Below are 22,662 nucleotides of genomic sequence, written 5' to 3'. Positions count from 1 at the left end.
TGGTTGGCCGCGAGCTAGGGGGGCGATGCCGGATCTAATCGTGATCGGCAGTGGCCTGGGGGGCCTTTGTGCCGCCGCCATCGCCTCGCGTCACGGGCTAGAGGTGCAGGTACTGGAGGCCCACAGTCAGCCCGGCGGCGCCGCCCATGGTTTTCGACGGGGACCCTTCCACTTCGAGTCTGGCCCTTCGCTTTGGAGCGGGCTGGGCCGCTGGCCTAGTGCCAACCCCCTGGCCCAGGTGCTGCGGGCCGTGGGCGAAAGCGTGCCGGTGGTGCGCTACTCGGAGTGGGGCCTGCTGTTGCCCGAGGGCAGTCTTCGGGTTGGTGTGGGTTTGGATCCATTTCTGGAGGTGCTCCGCAGCCTGCGGGGGCCAGCGGTTGCCGCTGAATGGCAGGACTTTCTGGTGGCCATGGCCCCGTTGTGCCGCGCCGCCGGATCGCTGCCGCTGCTGGCCCTGCGCCCCGGCGCTGGCCTGCTCACCACTCTGGGCAGCCAGGGTTTGGGGCTGATCGGCCAGGCGGGCCAGCTGGCAGCGCTGGGCGGAGCTTTTGGGCCTATTGCCCGCCGCCATCTGCGTGATCCCTTCCTGCTCCATTGGGTGGAGATGCTGTGTTTTCTGATCTCCGGACTGGAGCCGGATCAGACCAGTGCAGCCGCCATGGCCACCCTATTTGGCGAGTGGTTTGAGCCCGATGCGGGGTTGGACTACCCGTTAGGTGGCAGCCCCGCCGTGGTGGACGCCTTGGTGCGGGGCATCCGCCGCCATGGGGGCGAGCTGCGCACGGGCGCGGCGGTGGCTGAAATCGAACTGTCGGGGGGGCGAGCCACGGGGGTGCGCCTGGTCAGCGGCGAACGGCTGAACGCCCGCCACGGAGTTATTAGTAATGCCAGCCCATGGGATACGGCCGCCCTACTGGGTAAGGGCAGTGCCCCGGAGCGCTGGCGCCAGAAGCTTCTAGCTGCGCCGGCTTGTCCCAGTTTTCTGCACTGGCACCTGGCTTTCAAAGCTGAAGGCCTGGCCGAGCTGCCGATCCACCATGTGTGGGTGGGGGATTGGCAGCGGGGCATCAGGGCTGAGCGCAACATGGTGGTGCTGTCGATGCCGTCGCGGCTGGATCCCTCCCTGGCGCCGCCTGGCCACCAGGTGCTGCACGGCTACACGCCAGCCAACGAACCCTGGGAGCTCTGGAAGGATCTGGAGCGGGGCACTCCCGCCTATGAGCAGCTGCGCCGCGAGCGTTGCGGTGTGTTCCATGGCGTTTTCGATCAACTGGTGCCCGATTGGCGCGAGCGGGTGGTGTTTGAGCTGCAGGGAACCCCCCTCAGCCATCGCGATTTTCTGCGGGTGCACCAGGGCAGCTATGGCCCCGCCTGGCCCGCCAACCGCGGAGCCTTCCCCGGCGGCGGCACCCCGATCAAAGGCTTGGTGCTCTGCGGTGCGGGCGTGTTCCCCGGAATTGGCGTGCCGCCTGTAGCCGTGAGCGGCGCCATGGCGGCCCACCGATTTGTGCCCGCTGCGGCCCAACGACGATTACTGGAGGAGTTGGAGCTGGTGAGCTGAACCCTGACTACTTATTGAGTCCGGCAAGGCCATCACGGTGATGGTTACCAATTAGCAGGGAGGCAAGCCTCAACATCACTAGCGGTCATGGTTGGGTGATATGGAGCTGGTGAAGTTGCGTGATCAGATCAGCAATGGAGTCGTCCTGGGCGGGATGGTCGCTGTTGCTCGATAGCTGGCGGCCCACCACATGGGCACCGAGATGGGCCAGCTGCAGTCTCATGGCCGTGAGCACGCCATAGCCAGCGCCGCCGGAGTGGGTGGCGAGCACCACGGGGCGGCAGTTGAACAGGGCCCTGAAGTCGCTGCCCTGCACCGACAGCCAGGCGATGGCGCTGGTGAGCACCGGCGGGATCGAGCCGTTGTATTCCGGCGAGCAGATCACCCAGCGCGGAGCGGCAGCCAGCTGAGCCTCCAACGTCGCCAAGCCAGGCGGTGTGCCGGCGACTTGGGCTCGCGGGGTGAACAGCGGCAGGTCGATGGTGGTGAGATCGAGCACAGCAGCGCTGTGGCCCTGTTGGCCGGCGGCCGCTGCGAAGCGCTCAGCCAGCTGGAGGTTATGGCCGTTGCTAGCGGCGATCACCAGCACATTTGTCGGTGTTGGAATGGTCATGGCTGGGGTTCTAGGAGCGTCTCCAAGGCCGCCACCGCCGTGGCGAGGCCATTCTCCGCAGCGAGCTGATCGCGGAGCTGCTCGGCCCTGCAGCGGTAGCTGGGGATCTCCGCCATCGACCGCAAGCACTCCGCCAAGGCTAGGGCTGTGAGCGTGGTGTGGTGATGAGTTGCAGGGCTGACGCCGAGTTCCTCCAGGGTTCGGCCCCAGGCAGGCTGGTCGGCGAAGAAAGCCACCACCGTGGAGGGGATCCCACTGCGCAGGGTGGCGGCCGTGGTGCCGGCCCCGCCGTGATGCACGGCGCCACGCAGTTGCGGGAACAGCCAGTCGTGGGGGCACTCCTCCAACAGAAACACCGTGGCGGGAAGGTCGGCAGAGGGCACCACCCGGCCCCAGCCCGGCGAGAGAATCAGGCGCTGTCCCGCCAGCCGTGCGGCTTCCACCAGCACCGCGCCCAACGACGCGGGATTGTGCGGAATCATGCTGCCGAAACCGGCATAAAAAGGAGGTGGCCCGGCCTCGAGGAAGCGCTGCAGATCCAGAGGCGGGCTGTAGCTCTCCGCTGTCGACGTGGGGTTGAAGCAGTAGCCGGTGATCTGAGCATGGGCGGGCCAATCCGCTGGACGCTCCAGTACATGGCGGCTGAACAGATGGAGAATCGGTGGCGCCTTCAACTGGGGCGGGGCATCGCGCCGCTTCCCAGCCCCGCTCCAGGGCAACTGCGGCAATCCCAGCTGCTGGCTGCGGAAGGCCTGGATCACACCGGATTCCTGGCGCCATTTGATCAGACGGAAGGCTCGGTAACTGAGGCGGTTCAGCCGACGCTGCAACCTGCCGGGGGAGTGCTTGCGGGCCGGGAACTTCAAAAAGGGAAAAGCCCCGGTCGCCACCACCGGGATGGGGCTGAGCACGGCGAAACGACACCCCTCGGCTTCGGCGAGGTGATAAGCCCACAGCGCCAGCGGCGATACCAGCAGCAGATCGCACCCCCGGATGGCCTCTCGGGCGGTGGTCAGCCACTGATGCAGCAGGGCATCGTTCACCAGTCGCACCGGCTTGCCCTGCATCAGCTCCAGTCCGGCAGGGGAGCCCAGCAGGTCGCGGAAATCACCGGGCAAGGGGGTAAAGGCAATCTCGGCCTTCCGGGCCGCATCGGCGAAATTGGTGCTGCCGATCAAGGTGACGCTGTGGCCGAGGCGCTGCAGCTCAAGCAGCAAGGCCAGATAAGGCACTAAATCGCCTCGCGACCCCACACTGATCAGCTGGATCAAAGCCATGGGCGCGCCGCAGGAAACTTGGAGCCAAAGCGGACCCTAGGGGCGCTCGCCCTACAGCCCCGAGGCTGGCAACCCAGGGATCAGAGGCGAGACGCGGCATAGGGGCCGAATACGCCGTCGCAGCGGGTCAGATCACACCCCGGCAGGAAGGCTTTCGCCAGTCCCTTCTGAGTTGGTGGAAGGTGAGGGCCCGCCACAAACTGCTCTGGGTGGTTCGGCAACGACGGGTCCTTAAGGATCGACGCGGATCTCCCAGCCTGAGAGCACGGTGGGCCGATCTCCAGGGCCGCGGGTGATCGTGTAAGCGAAGCGGCTGCCATCGGGGCTGATGAAGCTCACCAGGGTCTGACCGTAGGGATAGACAGCCTTGCCGATGCAGTCGGGGCTCGGGCTGTAGGTAGTGCGCATCGTGCCGGTGGCGCCACCGGTGCCGCGGTAGGTGAGTTCAACGCCACCTTTGCCGTCATACACCTCCCGGCCGGCTTCGGCGTAGGGCTTGCCATCCAGCATGCCGACCGAGCTATAGAGGTAAGTGCCCTTCAGGGTGGCTTTGTTGCAACGGCTGGAGGGAGCGGAGGGCTGTTCCGCCTATGCGGCCGGGGCCCAGACCAGGGTCGGCAGGGATACCTGCAGGGCAGCCAGGGATCCAGCACGAGCAAATGGGCGTCTCTGGCCCAACTGGCAGCGCCGGTAGGGTGCGCCATCGCGGTTGTGTTAATGGGCTGGAGCCAACTCACGGCGATCAACACCGCCAAGGCGCTCACGATTTTGCTGCTGCTGGTGCTGGCGGCCGTGATCGGGGTGCAGGACATGCGCCAGGTGCTTTACCTCAGCCTGCACATCAGCTACTGCCTCTGGTGGCTGCTGGAGCAGTGGCTGTTTCCCGAGCGGGCCCGCCAACTGTTCAACGAGCGCGTAGGGGTGGTGAGCTTTGGCTTCGCCCTGCTGTTCATCGGCGTGCTCTACAGCCTGCCGGGGCTGCTGGCTTTTCTCAATCCCGTGCCGATCTCCCAGGCCGCCGTAGCCCTGGCACTGGTGCTTTTCAGCTTTGGCAGCCTGATCAACGCCAGCGCCGATGCGCAGAAAACCACCGCCAAGGCGATGGGGGCTGGCCTGGTGAGCGATGGGGGCTGGCCTGGTGAGCGATGGCATCTGGCGGCGTGTGCGCCATGTGAACTACCTAGGCGATCTGCTGATCTACCTGCAGCGCATCGGCCAGAAGGAAAAGCAGATGGCAGCGAAATACCCGGAATTCAGCGCCTGGCAGCAGCGCAGCTCCCGGCTGCTGCCAGGCCTTTGGTGAGCAGCACGCCAACACCCCAACCTGCTCCCATCTCCGGTGGTCAGAACCGCAATCAGATGGGCTTTTGCACCATGAGCAACGCCGCTTCCACTGTGAGACCGGGACCGAACCCCAAAGCCAGGCAGGGGCCGTCTCGGCCTGCTGAGGTGCGCAGCCGCTCCAGGATGAACAAAATAGTTGCCGACGACATATTGCCGAACTGACGCAATACCGCAGTGGAGAGATCAATCTGGGCCGGTTGCAACCCAGCGCTCTCTAGTACCGCCGCAAGGATGCGGGGGCCGCCGGGATGAACAGCCCAGGTTTCTATTTCTGGCAACGTCAGCCCCAAGCCCGCCAGCCACTGCTCCAACCAAGGGCGCAGCTGGGTGGCGATGCGACTGGGGACTTTTGATGAAAGAACCATGGAAAAACCATGATCTTCAATGATCCAACCCATCAGCTCTTCAGTGCCAGGCAGCACCGTTGAAGTTGAAGCAACTAGCTGCAAGCCTTTTTTATTAGTTGAGCCCACATCAGCGCCATCGGCAGCTATCGCCACTACCGCGCCTGCACCATCAGCGAATAGGGCATTGGCCACGATGTGGTCGGGGTTCCAGCCCTCCTGCAGGTGCAGGCTGCACAACTCCACTGCGCACAGCAGTACGCAGGCACTGGGATCAGCCTCCACAAAGGCCCGCGCCACCCGCAGTCCGTTGAACGCTCCGTGGCAGCCCATGAAACCCACATGGGTTCGGGCCACATCCATTGCTAGTGGCAGGTTGGCGATTAAGGCCAGGTCAAAGCCAGGGGCGCCGAAGCCTGTGCATGAAACGGTGATCAAGTGGGTGATCGCGCTTGCCTCGATGCCGGCATCCTTCAGCGCTAGCCGGGATGCCTCTAGAGCTAGCTCCAGCGCGGCCGGTTGATAGCTCCTCATCCGCTCAGCCGTTGACGGGTTGCTGGAGTCAGGCAGGGGAATGCAGTGGCGGTGCATCACGCCCGAGCGCTGGTAGATCCTCTCCAGCAGGCGTTGTTGACGAGGGCTGGCGTTGCGCATCTGTGGTGCAAGGGCCAGGGCTTCTCGCTGGCTGATGCGCCTCTGAGGCACCGCAGTGCCAAGACCAATCAAGGACAAGGGCATGATTGATCAGGCCGTCGAGCAGGGCAGGGCGGGCCGTTGCAGAAGCCCAATCATGGAGCCGACGACCGTGGGGAAGCTCCCCGCTAGCCGGTGCAGGCCCCAGCTGATCCTGGGGTGCCGCAAAACCACTGCCAGCACTCGGCATGATCTCTGCCGCTTTGTAACCCAGCGCCGGTGCAGGTGCCGCCACTCCATCTCAATCGCGCCATCCCACTGCTCCAATCCGCGAAGCACTAGAGGCAGGGCAGCTAGTGAGGAGCTCAGAGCCCAACCCATGCCTTCGCCGGTGAAGGGCTCCACATAGCCGGCGGCATCACCAAGCAGCAGCAACCTGTGGCCCGCAAGCGGAGTTGTGCGGCGGCTGAGCGCTGCGGTGAGTTGCCAGGCTGCCTCTTTGAGGCCAGGCAGCGGCGCAAAGCCAGCTTCAGCAAGGATTTTTTGGCATACCAGGGCCGCACCACCACCGGAGCCCAGCATGGGCCGATCGAAGGCACAGGCCAGGTTGATCTCCCCGCTCTCCACCCGCACCAACCCCACATAACCGCCTCGGCCCACAGCCATCTGCAGCACACCGGGCGGGAGCCCGGCAGCTTCTCCGGGCAGCACACATCCTGCGCCCATACGACTACCGGGCTCGATGCTGGTGCTGATCTCAGACTCGTCATCGATGGCGCGGTGGCTGAGTCCCGCCGCGATCAACACCACCTTGGCGCTGACACTCCGCCGCGCCGTGCCTGTTTGCAGCACCACCTCCCGGTCTGGTTCTAAGCCGGTGGCGGTGGCTCCTAATACGGCTCGGGTACCCGTCAGCACCGTGGCACCAGCAGCTACAGCTGCTTCCAGCAGCGCCTGATCAAGGCGAGAGCGGGATAGGACCCGGCCAGCCCCCAGGGCGATTGGGCTCACCAGTCCGGCCACCCCTAACTGCAGCCGCTCAAGGGAGAGGCCACCCTGGGCTGCCACTAGGTCGGCAAGTCCTGCGGCTTCAAGTGCTGCCAGGGCCTGGGGGCTGAGGCAGGCCCCGCAGACTTTCCAGCGCGGGAACAGGCGCTGCTCCACCAGCAACACGCGCGCGCCCCGGCTGGCGAGACCATGGGCGGCAAGGGCGCCGGCCGGTCCAGCACCCACCACCACCACATCCCAGCAAGTGGAGCTAGGTAACCCTTGAACCTCAGGAGCTAAGGGCATTCCGGCTCCAGCTGAGAAGGAAGCGCTCGGGCCAAAACCGGCTGAGTTCTGCATTAACCAGGCCAGCCGCTGCTGCCAGCTGCGCCACTTCATCGAGTTGAAAGGCACCCCCCACCGAGAGTGGACCATCAATCTGCACGATCGGCGAGCGACTAAGCAGCCGGGTGCCGATCCAGGTGAGCAGTAGATCAACGTGGCTGCGGATTAGGTCGTGCACCAACAGCTGCTCGAGGGTGGCGGCGGCCATAGAGCGCAACAAACTTTCTGCATCGGCTTCCCTGAGGTGATGCAAAAACAAAGAGGTGGTAATTAGGTGATAACCACCAGGAAGAGGAGTATTGATTGCATCGGTTTGGAAGAAATGAGTTTCCAATCCCTCAGCTTTTGCAGCGGCCCCTGCCAGGGAAACAGCTTCAGCGCTGATGTCGCAGCCGTGCACTTCCAGATCAATCCCTTCGCGCCGGGCCATGCGACTAATGGCACGCACTGTGTCGCCCCCACCGCAGGCCACATCTAGGAGGCGCAACCTCCTAGATGGATTCAATTTTGCTAGACGACGGATATCCGGAAAGAAGCAAGCAGCACTGCGGGTCAAGCCATTGATGCGAGCCAGCCCAAGCAGGGCTTGCTGATGATGGATAGGATCAAGTCCGGGCTGATCCATCAGCTCTGGCCTGAGCTGCCGCTGATCAAGCTGACTCCATAACTGGGGCAAGGGCACCGCAAGGTCCGCTTGAAGATTAGCGAATTTAGGCTGCAAATTTCCTTGCCGCATTTAGCGGGATCAGAAGCAGAAGGGCAGAAACTGGGTACGACAGGCCGCGTAACCGTCTATTAGGGCTCCGAGGCCAATCTGATGGGCAATACCGGAGCCCGTAAGCCCTTCAGTAATGATGCCAATCACAATACCCAACATTGCCGCCCGGCCGTTAAATAGTTCAACTCGTTTGAGCTGCTCCAATAAAATAAGCTCTTCGGCCCGATGCTTCAGCCATTCTCGGCCAGCCGGAGTGTTCGTCATTGGTTCTGCAGCAAAGATGGAGGTGTAAGAAACTCAACGATCTCGAGGGTTGCGCCTATCTGGACCTAGGGGTCAGATCGGTGGGGCGACTGAGCACATAGATGCTCATGCCACCAAGCACCACCACAAGGGCGATCACGGTGAAAATGGCGGCGGTGTAATCGGTTTCCATGCTGATCAACCCAAACCGATCTGGGAAAGGATGCCTTGGCCTGTGAGTAGCTCAGTGCCAAGGCCGATCACGAAGCCGAGCATGGCCAGGCGGCCATTCCAGGTTTCAGCAAATTCAACGAATCCGAAGCGGGCAGCAGAATTGGCCATGAGTGTTGCGGTTTGTTACGGAGGACTGTAACGCGATATGACGAGGGTCCGTGGGCTAAAGGCTCATTCGAGGTAAGGATCCAGGAAGCTGAGCGGCCTTGCCATGGATGCCGAGAAGCCGAGGATGCCGCGGTCTTTGTAGCTGTAGAGCAGGGTGTCGTCTTCCTCCAGCAAGAAGGTGCCGCCGCGCTGGGTAAGAAAGTCGTCGCAAGGCACGTAGGTGCGCCAGTTGCCCAACACTTCGCTCATGTTGCGCAGGCGAACCGTGGCCAGTTCGAAGGGGCGCTGGAATCCGGTCCCGCCAGCCCTTGCAAAGAAGGCACCTTTGATCGGCGGTAAGGGGCCGGCCTGGATGGTCTCGTCATCGGCGATTCGCTGGGGGGCCGTTCGATCGCCCGTGTAGCCGCGCAACACCTCGGCCAGGGTGCCGGGGGAGCCGATGCCGGCGCACATCAAAAGCAGGTTGGGCCAGGGGCCGCCGAGTTGCTGCAGGCCTTCGTAGAGGCCTAGGGCACGGTGCAGTTGTGGGTCTGCATCCACCTGCAGTAGCTCGCGGGGAAAGCCTGTGAACTCGCAGAAGCGATCGGCTCCGGCGCTCTGGCCGATACCGATTGCCAGCACAACGATGCCAGCAGACTCCAGCTGCGGCAAAGCGGCTACCAGGGCCTGGGCGTATTCGAGGCTGTCGAAATCCCCCAGCTGGGGTAGCAGAAGCACCAAACGGCGGCGTCCCCGACCCATCCCCGCAACGCTCGCTAGCCGCTCAACCAGGGCATCTGGGGCTAACTCGGTGCTGGCCACGGGGATCACTGCGCTCTTGAGCTGACCATCGTGGCGCTATGCCGGCGCATATCAGGTTCTCTGGCGATCCGCCTATTGGATCAACAGAATCGAGTCTTGCCGGAAACAGATGCCATGGCGGTTGATGAGCACAGTGATGGAGCCGCGCGCAAGATCCTGCTCACTGGTGGCAGCTCCGGGATCGGTTTTCAGGCGGCAACCCTGCTGCTCCAGGCCGGTCACAAGCTCATCATTCCCTGCCGGGACGGGACCACCGCCGCGCTCCTGCGCCAGCGCCTGAGCGGCAGCATCGATACCCCTACTTGCGATCTGGCCGATCTGATCAGTATCGGGCGCTGTGCTGATGCCTTGCTGGCAAAGGGCGAGCCGATCGACACCTTGGTGCTCAACGCCGGATTGCAGTACAGCGGCATGGTCGAGCCCCGCTGGTCGGCCCAGGGGTTTGAACTGACTATCGCCGTCAACCACCTAGGCCACCAGGCCCTGCTGCAGCAACTTTTGCCCCTGTTGATTCGCAGCACAGCCCCTCGCTTGGTGGTCACCGCATCGGAGGTGCATGACCCCACCAGTGCCGGAGGAAAAGTGGGCCTCCCGGCTGGCCTCGGGGATCTTGCTGGTCTGCGCCAGGGTCCTGGGGCGCTAATGCTGGATGGCAGCGGCAGCTTCAATGCCGAGAAGGCATACAAAGACAGCAAGCTCTGCAACCTGCTGATGGCAAGGGAGGCGGAGCGGCGGCTGAGAGAGCAGGGCATTCAGCTGCCGGTGCTCGCCTGGAGCCCGGGGCTGGTGATCCCGCGCAGCAAGGGCGGCTTTTTCCGCTACAGCTGCAGCCATAACCCCGTGGGCCAGGCCCTGTTCGCCTTCGTTGCCCGCGACCTGCTGCGGCTCACCGAAACTCCCCAGAGGGCAGGCGCCCTGTTGGCCGGCTTTGCCGCTGGCTCAAAACAGCACGCCAGTGGCTTCCACTACCTGAGCAACCGAGTTGTGGGGCCAGGTCGGCTGCGTTTTGAGGCCAGCCAACCCAGTGCGGAGGCTTGCTCCGATCCATTGGCGCGGCTTCTATGGGATCTGAGCGCCGCAGCGGCAGGGCCGAAAGCCACGTTTCACATTTCTTCATATTAGGATTTGTAAAAGCCGATGGACTAATGAACGATTTACTGGCACTCATTTATTTGGTTTTCTTTGCGGCCATCGCAGGCGGCGCCTTTGCTCTGATGACTCAAAATTTGCGTAATTCCCAGGAGAGTGATTCGCTTCGAGCTCCTCGCAAGCGCAGCAGGGTTCACCCAGAGGCTCCCCAGGCAGGCGAAGAGGTGCTTTACGTCGACTTCAGCCGCGAGCGTTTAGAGCAGATCTTTCAGCAAACCCCCTGATTTTGGTAATAAATGCGTAGTAAGCGGATAACATTCAAAAGGAACTTATCCTTCTTCTTAAATCCTCTGGGATAAATGGGTATTTCCGTGGCAGCTTCTGCTCCGGCCCCTGATGCGTCGCTTCACCAGCAAATGGGTTGGCTGGAAACGCAGGCATTGGCGTTTGGCCGAACCCTAGGGGGTGAAACACTGGCTTACCGCTCCAGCGCCCGCATGATCGCCGTTGCGCTGGGCTAAGCCCTGGGCAGGTCCAACTGGCTGCTTCACGTTTCTTCATCTGGCTTGCCAAGATTGGTGAAGCAATCAATTCACCATGTCCACGCCCCTGCTTCTTGAGCTGTTTGGAAGCTTCTTGGCTGCCTGTATGGCTCTTTGGTTTGTCGCCCTCAGCCGCCCTGCTGATCAACCGGCTGCCGCCCAGAGCCCTGCAAATGATCAATGGATCACGACTGGCCAGGCTCAACGGATCCGTTCCGGTTTAGAGGCCTATGTGCTGAAGCCAGGCGCGGTTGCGTCGCTCGGCCTGCTGCTGCTTCGCTTGGCTATCGGCGTGATGATGATTCACCATGGCCAGGAAAAACTTGCCGATCCGCAACAATTTGCCAATATCTATGTGGCATCTCTGCACCTGCCATTTCCCTTGTTTTTTGCTTATGCCGCAGGCTTCTCTGAGCTGATCGGCAGTTGGTTGGTGATTCTCGGCTTGCTGACACCAGTTGGAGCTCTTGCCCTTACCGGCACTATGACAGTTGCCGCCTACCAACACATCCTTACCGCAGGGCTCAACATTTATGTGCTCGAGCTGGTAGTCCTTTATTTGGGCGGCAGCCTTGCCCTCTTACTTGTTGGTCCTGGCCGCTTTTCATTTGATGCCGGCATGCTGAAGGGTCTGCTCCTTAAGCCAGTTGTTCGTATTAAGCCAGAGACTTCTGCCCCCTCCGCTGGCATTTCAGGATTGGCCCCTGCTTACGTGCCAATTAAAGCCAGCAACTCAAACCGCTGAACCAGCTGGCTGTTCTGCTTGGGCTTAATAATGGATATTCTCCCCCCATGGCGCCCCATTTTGCGAGCTGCCCTGCAGAGGGAGGGCAGATCTTCCAATAGCCGCTGGCTACAACTTGCAACTGTCGCCTGCGATGGCACCCCCAGGGTGCGCACCTTGGTGTTTAGGGGCTGGTCAGCTCCAGCGGTTCTGGATTTGTTTACTGATGGTCGCAGTGAGAAAGCCAGCGAGCTGCGAAATTTGCCAGAGGCGGAAATCTGCTGGCTTTTGCCTCGGGCACGCAGCCAGTTTCGCTTGCGCTCAAGGCGATGCCAGCTTCCTGCAGCGGAGCTGCTGATCCAGCGGCAGCACCATTGGCAAAGCCTCACACCCTCCGCTAGGGCTTTGTGGGGCTGGCCTGAGCCAGGAATTCCCCTCGAGCTGGAGGCAGCTTTCCCCCAGGAACTTGGCGACACCACACCCATGCCCAGCCACTTTGAACTGCTGAGCTTTGAGGTGCATCAGGTTGAGTTGCTGGAACTTGGCGGGCAACCCCACCGGCGCAGGCGCTGGAGCGCCTCTGGGGCCTGGTCTGAACAGCTGCTGAACCCTTGATTCAGCCATTTGGAGTGCTCGATCACACGCAACCCCTTTACGGAGTACCGTTTAACTGGTAAGGACGCAGCTGTATGCGAATTACGCGGTGCAATTCTGAACATCTGATCGCCCTAACGGCATCAGAGGCCTCCCGTTTGGTTGATGCCTGTGCCTTGTTGGTACTGGCTTCTGAGGCTGCTCCCCAGGCGGCACTGCCTCCTGATATGGCAACTCTGCTTGGCCAGTTGTTTGACGGCTTGAAGTCAGCCGCTGAAACACCAAAGCCCGCCCAAAAGCACCCCTCAACGCCTCCCTGTTGAATAAAATCAGAGTCGGCTTGCGATGAAGGTTTCTCGTCACGGCGATCAGCATCTGATCTGCCTCAGCTCCGAGGAGGTTGGCCTGTTGGTTGATCTCTGCCACGCCGGAGCTTTTTCGGACCATTTGCCCCGCTCTGCTGCCAGACAGCAACGCCTTCATGACTTCCTTTGGCAGATCCAACAATCGCTGCTGCTAGGTGTCCAGCAGCGCTGGGGACGCCGGGCCAGCTGATTTCACACCTGTGGTGCTGGTTTCAGCGCTCGGCGCAAGATCTCTAGGCGTTTGCTGTTGACTCCCAGATCTGAATCGCCAAGCCGCGAGACGGATCGAACTTGGAGAATTGCCTGCTCATTGTCGGCATGTAGCTCTAGATCGTCGACGAAGCCAAACAGGGCGCTAGTTGCGGTTGCGTGCAGATAACCCTCAGTTCGCTCCACAATCTCGGCGCCCCCCATCGCTTCAATCACGGGAATCAGGCTTTCGAGGGCGCTTTGGGGAGTATCGCCCCCGCTCTGCTGGATAGGCCAGTCCGCCCTCGCGCAGTGAGCTGGCGTGGGACAAGGGGCCAGGGCACCGTCGTGCACGCCCAGTTCGATCGGTACCGGACCAACGAAGTGAAACAGGGCAAGGCTCAGCACTACGGCCAGATGCTGTAGCAGGTTGATCATCGCTGGCTCAGGTGGGGGAGATTGGAGATAGGCAGGAATCGAGCGATTGAGGCTGCCACCCCATCGTTGCGGAAACCCCCAGGATCAATGCTTGTAGAGCATTCATGCTGCCACCGTAACCAGGTTGGGCCGCCTGGCTAGCTCCAGATTGACTAAACTAATTTTGCGGATTTTGCCTCTCGCGCCATGGGGCCGCTGCAAATCGTTTGGTTCAAGCGCGATCTTCGCAGCTTCGATCACAGACCTTTACTAGAGGCGTCGCTGCGGGGACCAGTGCTGCCACTCTTTGTGGTGGAGCCAGACCTGTGGCGCCAGCCAGACAGCTCCGCTCGGCAGTGGGAATTTTGCCGCGAATGCCTAGTAGAGCTGCGCGCGGCCCTTGGCGGCCTCGGCCAACCACTTGTGGTGCGCATCGGTGCGATTGAGCAGGTGCTGGAGCGGGCCCATCGACAGTTTGGTGTAGCTGGCTTGTGGAGTCACGAGGAGACTGGCAACGGCTGGACCTACGCCCGCGACCGGCGTGTCGCTGACTGGGCCCGCCAGCACGGCATTGAGTGGCAGGAGATTCCCCAGTTCGGTGTCATCCGGCGGCTCAGCAGGCGAACGGGTTGGGCAAAGCGCTGGGAGCAGCGCATGGCTGAGGAGTTGAGCGCCGCGCCGCCCCGACTTACCCCGCTGCCCCGGCTCGACCCCGGCGCCCTGCCTATGGCAGCAGAGCTGGGACTGGAGACCGATTACTGCCCTGGTCGGCAAAAGGGGGGGCGAGCCCAGGGCTTGATAACCCTCGCTTCCTTCTTGGATCAGCGCAGCCGCTCCTACCAATCGGGGTTGTCTAGCCCCAATACGGCCGACGTCAGCTGCTCGCGCCTTTCGCCCCATCTCAGCTGGGGCAGCTTGTCGATGCGTGAGGTAGTGCAAAAAAGCCGCCTACGCCGCCAGGCTCTTGCGGTGGCCCCCTGGCGGCGCTCCTTGCAGCGCTTTGATGAGCGCCTGCATTGGCATTGCCATTTCATCCAGAAGTTGGAATGCCAGCCGAGCTTGGAATACAGCGAGCTCCATCACCTCACTGCCGGACTGCGCGAAAGTAACCATGAGCGTTTGGCAGCCTGGGCAGAGGGGCGCACGGGCCTTCCTTTTGTGGATGCTTGCATGCGCTCTCTGAACGAAACCGGTTGGCTGAATTTCCGTATGCGGGCGATGCTGCTGTCCGTGGCCAGCTATCAGTTGTGGATTCCATGGCGTGAGAGCGGTGTACATCTCGCCCGCCAATTCGTCGACTATGAACCTGGCATTCACTGGAGCCAGTGTCAGATGCAATCTGGCACCACCGGCATCAATACGATCCGCATATACAACCCGCTAAAGCAGGGTCTAGACCACGACCCCGAGGGTGTGTTCATCCGCCGCTGGCTGCCCGAGCTGGCGGCGGTTCCACCGGTGTATTTGCACACCCCCTGGACCATGGATGGCCGCAGCCAGGCCCGGCTTGGCATCGAGATCGCTCGCTCCTACCCGCTGCCGCTGATCGATTGGCATACGGCGGCCGCAGTCGCCCGCGAGCGAGTCTGGGCCCTACGGCAGCAGCATGGTTTTGCGGCAACTGCCGACGCCATCCAGCAGCGCCATGGTTCTCGGCGTTCTGGTCTGCGCACCAGCAGCAGAGGACGGCGAGGCAATTCGCCTATAGACCAGCTTTGCTTGGATTTTGTGGGAGATACGGCCGTTGCTCAGTAACGGATTCATTCCGTTCAAGGGCTGTCGATTACAAGTAGCTCAACTACATCTGCGTTAGTTGCGGCGACAAATATCCTTGCGCCCTTGACAGAGTCTTTCCAAGCTCGGTCGTCCTGTGATCCGCAGCCGCATATCTGCCCAAATGCCATAGGCAAGGTTTGTCATGGGACGGAGTAGTGGCCACTGGGTTGGGGCATAGAGCCACCCCAAGCCGATCAGTTCGTAGGCCCGTCTAAACACTTCGACATCACGCAGAACTGCACCACTGGCATCAATGGCGTGGATGCGACCCATAGCTTCTCTGTAGCTGATGCCGGCGTAGCTATCTGGGTTGTAGTCGGCCTGATCGATGTCCACGAAGTCGAGTTTCAGTCGCTCCCCATGGCGCTGCCGGTCTTTGCGACCCAGTAGCTCCACTTCCCGCAGGCAGAGGGGGCAACCCCCGTCGAAGAGAAGGGTGAGTGCTGGAAAATCGGCTGCGTTCAAATGTCTGTCGCAAGCGGTGGGACTCACTTTTTGCGGCAGTAGTTTCCACCCACATTCATCCAACCTGTCGGGCAGGCTTCTCCGTTGGTGGGTTGCACCGTGTAGGTCATCAGTCCCAGGGTGCTGCATTTGCCATTCAGCATGTCTACATACCCCATTGGGCAGATGTCGCCGATTTTTGGAACCTGGCGCTGGGCTTGGGCGGCTGGGGCAGTCAATGCCAGGCCCGGCAACACGATCAACAGGGACAGCAATATGCGCATGGCAGCCGGTGCTAGGCAGGAGTGGATACCTGGTCATTCTGCATGCTTCGCCAAAGCCTTGAGACCCTGAGGGTGGTGACCCCAGGTGAGGGCTTTACCGATCTCACCGGCCGACTCAATGCCGCTTTGGCCTCTAGCGGCATGGAGCAGGGGCTGCTCAATCTGGTGTGTCTGCACACCTCCTGCAGCCTGACCATCAACGAAAACGCCGACCCACGCGTATTGCGTGACCTCTCCAGCTACCTGCGCGCCCTGGTGCCGGAGGAGGGCATCCGTCCGGTTAGTGGCCGGGGTGAACTGCGCCCCTACGTACACGCTGATGAAGGCTCAGATGACATGCCGGCCCACATCCGTACGGCCCTCACCACCAGTCAGCTCAGCCTTTCGTTTGAGGCTGGCCGTCTGTTGCTTGGTACCTGGCAGGCGGTCTATCTGTGGGAGCATCGCAGGAGGGGCAGCGAGCGGTTGCTAACAGTCCACCTATTGGGTTCTTAGGGCCACGTCCTTTTCCAGCGATCCATGACCAGGCCCTGTCCCATCTGCAGCCTTCATGACGACCCCGCAGCGCGTGACGCCTACGAAATAGGCCGAGGTTCGCTATGGCTGCTGCGCCACCATCCCGACCCCGCGCCCCTGGTTGGTTGGTTGCTCCTAGATAGTCTTCGCCATGTAGCGGGCCCGGCTGATTTCAACGACAAGGAGGCAGCCGCCTGGGGGCTTGCAGTTCGCTATGCCAGCGCCCTGCTCAAGGAACAAACCGGCTGCGACAGGGTTTATGCGATTGCTTTTGGCGAAGGTGCGCCCCATTTGCACCTCCACTTAATTCCCCGCTTTGCTGGCGATCCCCGCACCAGCGCCTGGTTGGTGGCAGATCACTACCGGGCGGTGGCAGCTGGAGAGTTGCTACCCGCAGCGCCTGAGCAGGTGACGGACCTGGTGACCCGGGCCCGCCACAGTTTCTCGCACCAGCTTTTGGATGAACTACACCAGCACGGGTAACTTGGCTGGCTCACTTTGCTGGAAGCGCAACTTGCGCGCCTCGCCTTCGGTTGCAACATCGACCGTGATCGTGTGGCCCCCGGTGAACTGGCCTCCCAGGATGCCCTTGGCGATCGGGGTTTCCAGCTCGCGCTGGATGGCGCGCTTGAGTGGACGGGCGCCATACACCGGGTCGTAGCCCACACCGGCAAGCCAGTCGAGGGCATCGGCGTTGAGCTGCAGCCCCAGTTTTTTGTCCTCCAGCCGCCTGGCCAGCCGCTGCACCTGCAGCTCCACGATCTCGCGCAATTCCTCTTGCCTGAGGCTGTGGAAGATGATCGATTCATCCAGGCGGTTGAGGAACTCGGGGCGGAAGTGGCTGCGCAGGGCCTCATTCACCCGGGCTTCCATCTCGCCGTGCCGGGCCGGATCTCCTGCCAGATCAAGGATCGAGGCGCTGCCGATGTTGCTGGTGAGGATCAGCACCGTGTTGGTGAAGTCCACCGTGCGCCCCTGGCCATCGGTGACGCGGCCATCATCGAGGATCTGCAGCATCACGTTGAACACGTCGGGGTGGGCCTTCTCCACCTCGTCGAACAGGATCACGGCGTAAGGCCGGCGCCGCACGGCTTCGGTGAGCTGGCCGCCCTCCTCGTAGCCCACGTAGCCCGGAGGGGCTCCAATCAGGCGGCTCACGGCGTGCTTCTCCATGTATTCGCTCATGTCGATGCGCACCATTGACTCCTCGGAATCGAACAGCTGGGCCGCCAGGGCCTTGGAGAGCTCCGTTTTTCCCACACCCGTGGGGCCAAGGAACAGGAAGCTTGCGATTGGCCGGTTGGGATCGCTCAGACCTGCTCTTGATCGCTGAATTGCATCGGCTACTGCTGTGACCGCCTGGGCCTGACCGATCACACGGGTGTGCAGCTCCTCCTCCAGGTGCAGCAGCTTCGCCATCTCGCTTTGGACCAACTTGGCCACGGGGATGCCGGTCCATTTGGCGATCACCTCGGCGATGTCGTCTTCGGTGACCTCTTCGCGCAGCATGGTCTTATCGCTGCCGCTGGCATTAAGTGCCTCTTCTTTGGCTGCAAGTTTCTTATGCAGCTCGGCCAGGGTGCCGTATTCGAGCTCAGCGGCCTTGTTGAGGTCGTAGTTGCGCTTGGCCTGCTCCACCTGCAGCTGCACCTGCTCGATCTCCTCTTTGATGGCGCCCAGCTCATCGATGGAGCTCTTTTCTGCCTGCCATTGGGCATTGAGGGTGCTCTGCTGTTCGCTTAGATCGGCCAGCTCCTTCTCCAGTCGCTCAAGCCGATCCTTGCTGGCAGGGTCGGATTCGCGCCCCAGAGACAACTTTTCCATCTCCAGCTGCAGGATGCGGCGATCGAGCTCGTCGATCTGCTCCGGCTTGGAGGTGATCTCCATCTTTAGGCGGGCGGCCGATTCGTCCATCAGATCGATTGCCTTGTCTGGTAAGAAGCGATCGGCGATGTATCGGCTGGAGAGCACGGCAGCTGCCACCAGGGCGTTGTCGGCGATGCGTACGCCGTGGTGCACCTCGTAGCGCTCTTTCAGGCCCCGCAGGATTGAAATGGTGTCTTCCACCGTGGGTTGATCCACGAACACCTGCTGGAAGCGCCGCTCCAGGGCCGGATCCTTCTCGATGTGCTGGCGGTGCTCATCGAGGGTGGTGGCGCCGATGCAGCGCAGTTCACCTCTGGCCAGCATCGGCTTGAGCAGGTTGCTTGCATCCATGGCACCGCCGCTGGCGCCTGCCCCCACCACCGTGTGGATCTCGTCGATGAACAGCACAATCTGGCCCTCGGAGGCTGTGACCTCCTTGAGCACGGCCTTGAGCCGCTCCTCAAACTCACCGCGGTATTTGGCACCTGCGATCAGGGCCCCCATATCCAGCGACACGAGCTGGCGGTTCTGCAGCGCCTGGGGCACATCGCCATTGACGATGCGCTGGGCCAGGCCCTCGACGATCGCGGTTTTGCCCACACCGGGCTCGCCGATCAGCACCGGGTTGTTCTTGGTGCGGCGGCTGAGGATCTGGATCGTGCGGCGGATTTCTTCATCGCGGCCTATCACCGGATCGAGCTTGCCTTCGCGCGCAGCGGCCGTGAGATCCCTGCCGTATTTCTCCAGGGATTCATAGGTGCCTTCTGGGTTCTGATCGGTCACGTTTTGGGATCCGCGGATGGCCTGTACAGCTTCTTTGAGTTTGTTGGTGTTTGTGCCAGCTTGAGATAGCAATTGCTTGCCGCAGCGGTCGTCGATCGCTAGGGCCAGAAGCAGGTGCTCAATAGCGATGTAGCTGTCGCCGTAGGACTGTTTGAGCTCCTGGGCCTGGTCAAGAACGGTATTGAGCCCCTTGCCGAGATAGACGTTATCGGGGGGCGCACTAAGGCTTGGCTGAGCGAGGATCCAGGCCTCAACCTTCTGACTGAGGGTGCCCACATCTACGCCGGCCTTTTCCAGAATGCGGCCGGCCAAGCCCTGCTGGCTTAGTAGGGCGGCGAGCAGATGCTCGCTTTCCATCTGCTGCTGACGCCGCTGCTGCGCCAGTTGCTGGGCCGCCACCACGGAGGCCCAGGCTTTCTCGGTGAAAAGTTCGGCGGTGGGATGCATGGCCACTTGCCTCCTTTGAGCTGCTCGATCAACCGTATGTCCGTTGTCTCAATCCAGCAGCGAGGAGAACCGAACGGATTGATTCGGTCCTCCCTAGAGCTAGTGGGAAACCGTCAACGCGGCGTGCCGTTGTAATCAGGCAGCTGGATCACGCCGGCCTCGGCGCCGCACATGCGCAGTGGACAGCCATCCGCTCCGTAAACCGCGTCGGCGGGGGAGAGGCAGCCCATTGCGTTCTTGGCCTGCACCTGATTGGGTTGGATGCGCCGGGGCTGGAACAATTTCTGGCTAGGCGGCACCGCCAGGGGACAGGAGGGCTTAGGCAAGCCCTGAGCCAGAGCCTGGCCTTGGAGGCTTCCCAGCAGCCCAACCCCGGCGAGGGCGAGTCCCAGCAGCAGTAGCGTCGCTGGCGAGGGGGTATGGGCTGCCATGCCAGTGCACTAGTTCAGACTGCTCCCACTCTGGCCCCCCAGATAGGGGATCGCTGCCGTGAAAGACACCTGGAACGACCCGTTGATTGAGCAACTGGCTGCTGAGTCGCGGGAGTTTGATGGCACTGGTCGGGATCCGGAGCGCAACTGCTGGCTGGCCGTGCATCGCTATGTGCACGGTGTGCTTCCCAGCGAATACGACATCCGCGAGGTTCCGGAGGAGCTCTATCTGGCCGTGCTGGCTGTGCGCCGAAGCCAGAGCTGAGATCAGCTCTGAAGTTCCGGGATGTTCGCTTGGCTTCCGTGGCCAACAAAAAACCCCGGCCTTAGCCGGGGTTTGCTTAAGGACTAATTGGACATCAGTCCGGGAGAGCAGGCTTAGATCAAGCCCAGCCTTTAGAAGACATGTCTTCGACGTAGGCGGCGACATCGGCGATGTCACCTTCGCTTAGCTTGCCACCGAAGGCAGGCATGGCGTTCTTGCCATTAGTCACCTGGTAAGCAATGGCAGCTTCGTGGCCTTCGCTGTAGTTAGCCAGGTAGGCCGTTAGTGCATCCTGCTTAAGGGTGCGCTCGGCGTTAACAACGTTGCCGCCACCCATGTGGCAAGCGGCGCAGTTGGCGGAGAAGATCTGGCCGCCATGGGCCACATCGGCAGCGAAACTCGGAGCAGCACCCAGCACGAGCGCCAGGCAGAGAGCGATCAGAGAGAAGAGACGGCGCATGGGGGGCGCTTAAAAGCATGGGCAACCCGCCAAAATTAAGGCGTGAACCGGGCTGATGTGACCTCTGCCAACCAGGTTCGAAACAATTGCCACAAAGTTGGGTCGCTAGAGGGATCAGCCAGGTCCCAGGACGTTGATTTCAGCGGTCATCCCTGCTGCCCCAACCATTCCTGTAGTAGTCACCTGTGCGGCAGGCCAGCGGTTTCGAACACAGCTTGGAGAGTGGGGGCGTAGCTCACCAAGCCAAAGCGTTCTGGTGGGCTCACCGGTTCGTGCACGAAGTGGCGCTGGCGAATTGAGAAGCGATCCCAGGCGTTGACCTCGATGCGTAGCAGCTTGATCAGGGCTTCAATCAGCCAGCCCTGCAGATCGATGCCAAAGGCTGGCTGCCAGCTGCGGCGCCAACGGCAGAGCTGGGCCACGGTGGCATTGACGCTGATCGGCGCTTGGCCGAGCACCAGGCGCCGCAGGGCTCCCTGGTTTGGCTCCTGATTGGGCTGATGGGGCTGGGTGGCCAAGTGGGCGCACACCAGGGCTATGTCGGCGGCGTGGATGAAGTGGAAGCTGGCCTCGGCACGCAGCCACTTAGCAAGCCACAACCAGCGGGTTGCCTCCCTAATCCCAGCGGTGAGATAACTGGTGGGATGGCAGTCGCCCGGACCCACCTGCCCGCCAAAAACCAGGGTGGGAAATACGGCAACAATTTTGGCGGCGAGGGGGTGGGCCTCCAGTTGTTGCAGGCAGAGAGCCTTGGTTTGGATGTATTCAGTGCCAAATTCCGCTGCCTCGGGCAGCAGCTGCAAGTGGCGATCCAGAATTGAGGCAGTGGAGAAGTAGATCACCTGCTCCAGCCATACAGGGCTGGTGAAAGCCAGCAGCTGCTTCACCGCGTCCACGTTCACCTGCTGGGCTCTTAAGGGATCGCCCCAGGCGGTGGCCGTGTGGATGATGCGGGTAGCAGTGGCGATTGCACCGGCATGGGGCGTTAGCTCCCGCAGGTCACCAACCAGCAGCGTGATCCGGGGATCATCCGCTGAAACAACCTTGAGCTTGGCTGGATCACGCAGCAGCAGCAGCAACTCCGCATCGCTGTGGCGATAAAGCTGCTCGGTGATGTATTGACCAACGCAGCCGCTGGCCCCTGTGATCAGGATCCGCTGGGGCCGGGATCCACCAGCGGGGCTGCTCAACCAGCCGCTCCGATGCGCTCCATCACACTCTTGCCTGCTTCAAAGAAGGCGCGGCCGTTTTCTTCTGGAGTGCCCGGCAGGATGCCGTGGCCCAGGTTGAGAATGTGCTTACGGCCGCGGGCTTTGCGCACGGTGTCGTCGATGCGGGCCTGGATGGCTGCCGGGGTACCGAACAGCAATCCGGGATCCACGTTGCCCTGCACGCCGATGTGCTCGGGCAGGCGGGCCAGGCCCTCGGCCATGTCCACGGTCCAGTCGAGCGAAATGATGTCTACCCCTGTGCCTGCCATGCGCTCAAGCACCCCGGCGCTGCCGGAGATGTAGAGGATGAAGGGGGTATCGGGATGGGTTTGCTTAACCAGATCCACCACCTTCTTCTGATAAGGCGCCGCGAAGCTGTCGTAATCCATGGGGCTGAGCTGGCCGGCCCAGGAATCGAACATCTGCACCACCTGGGCGCCGGAATCGATCTGGTAGCGCAGGTAGGTGGCAATTGATTCGGCGAAGTGGTCTAGCAGCTTGTGCAGCAGCTCCGGCTCCTGGAAGGCCATCGCCTTGATAACGGCATAGTTCTTGCTGCTTTTGCCTTCCACCACGTAGGCGGCCAGGGTCCAGGGAGCACCCACAAAGCCGAGTACGGCAGCTTCATTGCCAACCGATTGACGCAAGCGGGTGAGCACCTCACCCACAAAAGGCATGCTCTCGGCCGGCTCCAAGGCTCGCAAAGCCTCTACTTGGGCAAGATTGCGGATTGGCTCCTGGATCAGGGGCCCCTGGCTTTCAATGATGTCGAAGTTGATCCCCATACCCGGCAGGGGCGTGAGGATGTCTGAAAAGAGGATCACGCCGTCGGGCTTGAAGGCGTGGAAGGGCTGCATCGAGATCTCGTATGAGAGATCGGGGTTTTCCGAGCGCTCCCGGAAGCCGGGATGGCGGTCGCGAAGGTCGCGATACACCTTCATGTAGCGGCCGGCCTGGCGCATCATCCAGACAGGGGGCCGCTCCACCTGCTCACCTCGGGCGGCGCGCAGCAGCAGGGGGGCGGTTTCGGTCATGGGTGCAAGCAGAGCGA

At 61.9% G+C, this 22,662-nt stretch carries 27 protein-coding genes; 10 read left to right on the top strand and 17 right to left on the bottom strand.

Annotated features, from left to right (window positions below):
- Nucleotides 1-25 precede the first annotated feature (25 nt).
- Nucleotides 26-1,561 carry a phytoene desaturase family protein gene (locus tag U9970_RS06495; RefSeq protein WP_322765840.1) on the top strand — a complete coding sequence of 512 codons (1,536 nt, stop codon included), beginning with the start codon at nt 26-28 and terminating at the stop codon, nt 1,559-1,561.
- An 85-nt stretch (nt 1,562-1,646) separates the two neighbouring features.
- On the opposite strand, the gene U9970_RS06490 is transcribed toward U9970_RS06495, so the two are convergent.
- The 9 genes from U9970_RS06490 to U9970_RS06450 all read right to left on the bottom strand — a co-directional run bounded on the left by U9970_RS06490 (nt 1,647) and on the right by U9970_RS06450 (nt 9,148).
- Nucleotides 1,647-2,174: an NADPH-dependent FMN reductase gene (locus U9970_RS06490; RefSeq protein WP_322765839.1), complete on the bottom strand. Its 528-nt coding sequence runs from the start codon at nt 2,172-2,174 to the stop codon at nt 1,647-1,649.
- Nucleotides 2,171-3,451 (bottom strand): glycosyltransferase, encoded by a 1,281-nt coding sequence (locus tag U9970_RS06485; protein WP_322765838.1) that lies wholly within the window; start codon nt 3,449-3,451, stop codon nt 2,171-2,173. Before U9970_RS06485 ends, U9970_RS06490 begins: the two co-directional genes overlap by 4 nt.
- A gap of 231 nt (nt 3,452-3,682) precedes the next feature.
- Nucleotides 3,683-3,961 carry a hypothetical protein gene (locus U9970_RS06480; RefSeq protein WP_322765837.1) on the bottom strand — a complete coding sequence of 93 codons (279 nt, stop codon included), beginning with the start codon at nt 3,959-3,961 and terminating at the stop codon, nt 3,683-3,685.
- 845 nt (nt 3,962-4,806) lie between these two features.
- The gene (locus U9970_RS06475; RefSeq protein ID WP_322765836.1) at nt 4,807-5,877 is read right to left on the bottom strand and encodes a type III polyketide synthase; all 1,071 of its coding nucleotides are present in this window, start codon (nt 5,875-5,877) and stop codon (nt 4,807-4,809) included.
- Nucleotides 5,878-5,883: 6 nt separating this feature from the next.
- Nucleotides 5,884-7,065 (bottom strand): NAD(P)/FAD-dependent oxidoreductase, encoded by a 1,182-nt coding sequence (locus U9970_RS06470; protein WP_322765835.1) that lies wholly within the window; start codon nt 7,063-7,065, stop codon nt 5,884-5,886.
- Nucleotides 7,049-7,591: a methyltransferase domain-containing protein gene (locus U9970_RS06465; protein ID WP_322765834.1), complete on the bottom strand. Its 543-nt coding sequence runs from the start codon at nt 7,589-7,591 to the stop codon at nt 7,049-7,051. The genes U9970_RS06470 and U9970_RS06465 overlap by 17 nt, the downstream gene beginning before the upstream one ends.
- A 258-nt stretch (nt 7,592-7,849) precedes the next feature.
- On the bottom strand, nt 7,850-8,086 hold the full coding sequence (locus tag U9970_RS06460) for a chlorophyll a/b-binding protein (RefSeq protein ID WP_322765833.1): 237 nt from the start codon (nt 8,084-8,086) through the stop codon (nt 7,850-7,852).
- 177 nt (nt 8,087-8,263) lie between these two features.
- On the bottom strand, nt 8,264-8,407 hold the full coding sequence (locus tag U9970_RS06455; RefSeq protein WP_322765832.1) for a chlorophyll a/b-binding protein: 144 nt from the start codon (nt 8,405-8,407) through the stop codon (nt 8,264-8,266).
- 63 nt (nt 8,408-8,470) lie between these two features.
- Nucleotides 8,471-9,148 carry a peroxiredoxin-like family protein gene (locus U9970_RS06450; protein ID WP_322766051.1) on the bottom strand — a complete coding sequence of 226 codons (678 nt, stop codon included), beginning with the start codon at nt 9,146-9,148 and terminating at the stop codon, nt 8,471-8,473.
- A gap of 174 nt (nt 9,149-9,322) precedes the next feature.
- Here U9970_RS06450 and U9970_RS06445 point away from each other — a divergent pair, with 174 nt between their 5' ends.
- The 5 genes from U9970_RS06445 (at nt 9,323) to U9970_RS06425 (ending at nt 12,712) form a co-directional block, all read left to right on the top strand.
- A complete protein-coding gene (locus tag U9970_RS06445) occupies nt 9,323-10,330 on the top strand; it encodes an SDR family NAD(P)-dependent oxidoreductase (protein ID WP_322765831.1) in 1,008 nt (335 codons plus the stop codon).
- A 23-nt stretch (nt 10,331-10,353) separates the two neighbouring features.
- A complete protein-coding gene (locus tag U9970_RS06440; RefSeq protein ID WP_322765830.1) occupies nt 10,354-10,581 on the top strand; it encodes a hypothetical protein in 228 nt (75 codons plus the stop codon).
- A 538-nt stretch (nt 10,582-11,119) separates the two neighbouring features.
- A complete protein-coding gene (locus U9970_RS06435; protein WP_322765829.1) occupies nt 11,120-11,584 on the top strand; it encodes a DoxX family protein in 465 nt (154 codons plus the stop codon).
- Between the two features lie 30 nt (nt 11,585-11,614).
- A complete protein-coding gene (locus tag U9970_RS06430) occupies nt 11,615-12,178 on the top strand; it encodes a pyridoxamine 5'-phosphate oxidase family protein (RefSeq protein ID WP_322765828.1) in 564 nt (187 codons plus the stop codon).
- Nucleotides 12,179-12,502: 324 nt separating this feature from the next.
- Nucleotides 12,503-12,712 (top strand): hypothetical protein, encoded by a 210-nt coding sequence (locus U9970_RS06425; protein WP_322765827.1) that lies wholly within the window; start codon nt 12,503-12,505, stop codon nt 12,710-12,712.
- 2 nt (nt 12,713-12,714) lie between these two features.
- Here U9970_RS06425 and U9970_RS06420 read toward each other — a convergent pair whose 3' ends face one another.
- Nucleotides 12,715-13,149 carry a DUF1499 domain-containing protein gene (locus tag U9970_RS06420; protein ID WP_322765826.1) on the bottom strand — a complete coding sequence of 145 codons (435 nt, stop codon included), beginning with the start codon at nt 13,147-13,149 and terminating at the stop codon, nt 12,715-12,717.
- A 186-nt stretch (nt 13,150-13,335) separates the two neighbouring features.
- Between U9970_RS06420 and U9970_RS06415 the strand changes: the two genes are divergently transcribed.
- Nucleotides 13,336-14,883: a deoxyribodipyrimidine photo-lyase gene (locus U9970_RS06415; protein WP_322765825.1), complete on the top strand. Its 1,548-nt coding sequence runs from the start codon at nt 13,336-13,338 to the stop codon at nt 14,881-14,883.
- Between the two features lie 54 nt (nt 14,884-14,937).
- Here U9970_RS06415 and U9970_RS06410 read toward each other — a convergent pair whose 3' ends face one another.
- Both U9970_RS06410 and U9970_RS06405 read right to left on the bottom strand, forming a co-directional pair.
- A complete protein-coding gene (locus tag U9970_RS06410; RefSeq protein WP_322765824.1) occupies nt 14,938-15,369 on the bottom strand; it encodes a thiol-disulfide oxidoreductase DCC family protein in 432 nt (143 codons plus the stop codon).
- A gap of 23 nt (nt 15,370-15,392) precedes the next feature.
- Nucleotides 15,393-15,632 carry a hypothetical protein gene (locus tag U9970_RS06405; RefSeq protein WP_322765823.1) on the bottom strand — a complete coding sequence of 80 codons (240 nt, stop codon included), beginning with the start codon at nt 15,630-15,632 and terminating at the stop codon, nt 15,393-15,395.
- A 42-nt stretch (nt 15,633-15,674) separates the two neighbouring features.
- On the opposite strand from U9970_RS06405, the gene U9970_RS06400 reads away from it, so the two are divergent.
- Nucleotides 15,675-16,127, top strand: coding sequence for a secondary thiamine-phosphate synthase enzyme YjbQ (locus tag U9970_RS06400; RefSeq protein ID WP_322765822.1), 453 nt, complete (start codon nt 15,675-15,677; stop codon nt 16,125-16,127).
- 24 nt (nt 16,128-16,151) lie between these two features.
- Entirely contained in the window at nt 16,152-16,631 is a 480-nt protein-coding gene (locus U9970_RS06395) for an HIT family protein (protein ID WP_322765821.1), read from the top strand.
- On the opposite strand, the gene clpB is transcribed toward U9970_RS06395, so the two are convergent.
- Together clpB and U9970_RS06385 are read right to left on the bottom strand one after the other, a co-directional pair.
- On the bottom strand, nt 16,614-19,244 hold the full coding sequence (gene clpB, locus U9970_RS06390; protein WP_322765820.1) for an ATP-dependent chaperone ClpB: 2,631 nt from the start codon (nt 19,242-19,244) through the stop codon (nt 16,614-16,616). The two genes, U9970_RS06395 and clpB, sit on opposite strands and share 18 nt — an antisense overlap.
- 113 nt (nt 19,245-19,357) lie before the next feature.
- Nucleotides 19,358-19,675 (bottom strand): hypothetical protein, encoded by a 318-nt coding sequence (locus tag U9970_RS06385; protein ID WP_322765819.1) that lies wholly within the window; start codon nt 19,673-19,675, stop codon nt 19,358-19,360.
- 58 nt (nt 19,676-19,733) lie between these two features.
- On the opposite strand from U9970_RS06385, the gene U9970_RS06380 reads away from it, so the two are divergent.
- Nucleotides 19,734-19,940, top strand: coding sequence for a hypothetical protein (locus tag U9970_RS06380; RefSeq protein WP_322765818.1), 207 nt, complete (start codon nt 19,734-19,736; stop codon nt 19,938-19,940).
- Nucleotides 19,941-20,058: 118 nt separating this feature from the next.
- On the opposite strand, the gene U9970_RS06375 is transcribed toward U9970_RS06380, so the two are convergent.
- The 3 genes from U9970_RS06375 to hemE all read right to left on the bottom strand — a co-directional run bounded on the left by U9970_RS06375 (nt 20,059) and on the right by hemE (nt 22,645).
- The gene (locus U9970_RS06375; protein ID WP_106501929.1) at nt 20,059-20,400 is read right to left on the bottom strand and encodes a c-type cytochrome; all 342 of its coding nucleotides are present in this window, start codon (nt 20,398-20,400) and stop codon (nt 20,059-20,061) included.
- A gap of 179 nt (nt 20,401-20,579) precedes the next feature.
- Nucleotides 20,580-21,590, bottom strand: coding sequence for an NAD-dependent epimerase/dehydratase family protein (locus U9970_RS06370; protein WP_322765817.1), 1,011 nt, complete (start codon nt 21,588-21,590; stop codon nt 20,580-20,582).
- On the bottom strand, nt 21,587-22,645 hold the full coding sequence (gene hemE / locus U9970_RS06365; protein ID WP_322765816.1) for a uroporphyrinogen decarboxylase: 1,059 nt from the start codon (nt 22,643-22,645) through the stop codon (nt 21,587-21,589). Before hemE ends, U9970_RS06370 begins: the two co-directional genes overlap by 4 nt.
- Nucleotides 22,646-22,662: the final 17 nt, after the last annotated feature.

This window comes from Cyanobium usitatum str. Tous (assembly GCF_963920485.1).
GTDB classification, from domain to species: domain Bacteria; phylum Cyanobacteriota; class Cyanobacteriia; order PCC-6307; family Cyanobiaceae; genus Cyanobium_A; species Cyanobium_A usitatum_A.
The sequence above is the reverse complement of the archived record's forward strand: the minus strand, read 5'-3'. Positions and strand labels throughout refer to the sequence as shown.

Coding starts and splice junctions, on each gene's coding strand:
- U9970_RS06475 (WP_322765836.1), bottom strand. CDS start 5,877: ATGCCCTTGTCCTTGATTGGTCTTGGCACTGCGGTGCCTCAGAGGCGC.
- hemE (WP_322765816.1), bottom strand. CDS start 22,645: ATGACCGAAACCGCCCCCCTGCTGCTGCGCGCCGCCCGAGGTGAGCAG.
- U9970_RS06480 (WP_322765837.1), bottom strand. CDS start 3,961: ATGCTGGATGGCAAGCCCTACGCCGAAGCCGGCCGGGAGGTGTATGAC.
- U9970_RS06385 (WP_322765819.1), bottom strand. CDS start 19,675: ATGGCAGCCCATACCCCCTCGCCAGCGACGCTACTGCTGCTGGGACTC.
- U9970_RS06400 (WP_322765822.1), top strand. CDS start 15,675: ATGCTTCGCCAAAGCCTTGAGACCCTGAGGGTGGTGACCCCAGGTGAG.
- U9970_RS06405 (WP_322765823.1), bottom strand. CDS start 15,632: ATGCGCATATTGCTGTCCCTGTTGATCGTGTTGCCGGGCCTGGCATTG.
- U9970_RS06450 (WP_322766051.1), bottom strand. CDS start 9,148: ATGGGTCGGGGACGCCGCCGTTTGGTGCTTCTGCTACCCCAGCTGGGG.
- U9970_RS06485 (WP_322765838.1), bottom strand. CDS start 3,451: ATGGCTTTGATCCAGCTGATCAGTGTGGGGTCGCGAGGCGATTTAGTG.
- U9970_RS06375 (WP_106501929.1), bottom strand. CDS start 20,400: ATGCGCCGTCTCTTCTCTCTGATCGCTCTCTGCCTGGCGCTCGTGCTG.
- U9970_RS06445 (WP_322765831.1), top strand. CDS start 9,323: ATGGCGGTTGATGAGCACAGTGATGGAGCCGCGCGCAAGATCCTGCTC.
- U9970_RS06490 (WP_322765839.1), bottom strand. CDS start 2,174: ATGACCATTCCAACACCGACAAATGTGCTGGTGATCGCCGCTAGCAAC.
- U9970_RS06420 (WP_322765826.1), bottom strand. CDS start 13,149: ATGATCAACCTGCTACAGCATCTGGCCGTAGTGCTGAGCCTTGCCCTG.
- clpB (WP_322765820.1), bottom strand. CDS start 19,244: ATGCATCCCACCGCCGAACTTTTCACCGAGAAAGCCTGGGCCTCCGTG.
- U9970_RS06415 (WP_322765825.1), top strand. CDS start 13,336: ATGGGGCCGCTGCAAATCGTTTGGTTCAAGCGCGATCTTCGCAGCTTC.
- U9970_RS06395 (WP_322765821.1), top strand. CDS start 16,152: ATGACCAGGCCCTGTCCCATCTGCAGCCTTCATGACGACCCCGCAGCG.
- U9970_RS06460 (WP_322765833.1), bottom strand. CDS start 8,086: ATGACGAACACTCCGGCTGGCCGAGAATGGCTGAAGCATCGGGCCGAA.
- U9970_RS06425 (WP_322765827.1), top strand. CDS start 12,503: ATGAAGGTTTCTCGTCACGGCGATCAGCATCTGATCTGCCTCAGCTCC.
- U9970_RS06495 (WP_322765840.1), top strand. CDS start 26: ATGCCGGATCTAATCGTGATCGGCAGTGGCCTGGGGGGCCTTTGTGCC.
- U9970_RS06470 (WP_322765835.1), bottom strand. CDS start 7,065: ATGCCCTTAGCTCCTGAGGTTCAAGGGTTACCTAGCTCCACTTGCTGG.
- U9970_RS06455 (WP_322765832.1), bottom strand. CDS start 8,407: ATGGCCAATTCTGCTGCCCGCTTCGGATTCGTTGAATTTGCTGAAACC.
- U9970_RS06430 (WP_322765828.1), top strand. CDS start 11,615: ATGGATATTCTCCCCCCATGGCGCCCCATTTTGCGAGCTGCCCTGCAG.
- U9970_RS06440 (WP_322765830.1), top strand. CDS start 10,354: ATGAACGATTTACTGGCACTCATTTATTTGGTTTTCTTTGCGGCCATC.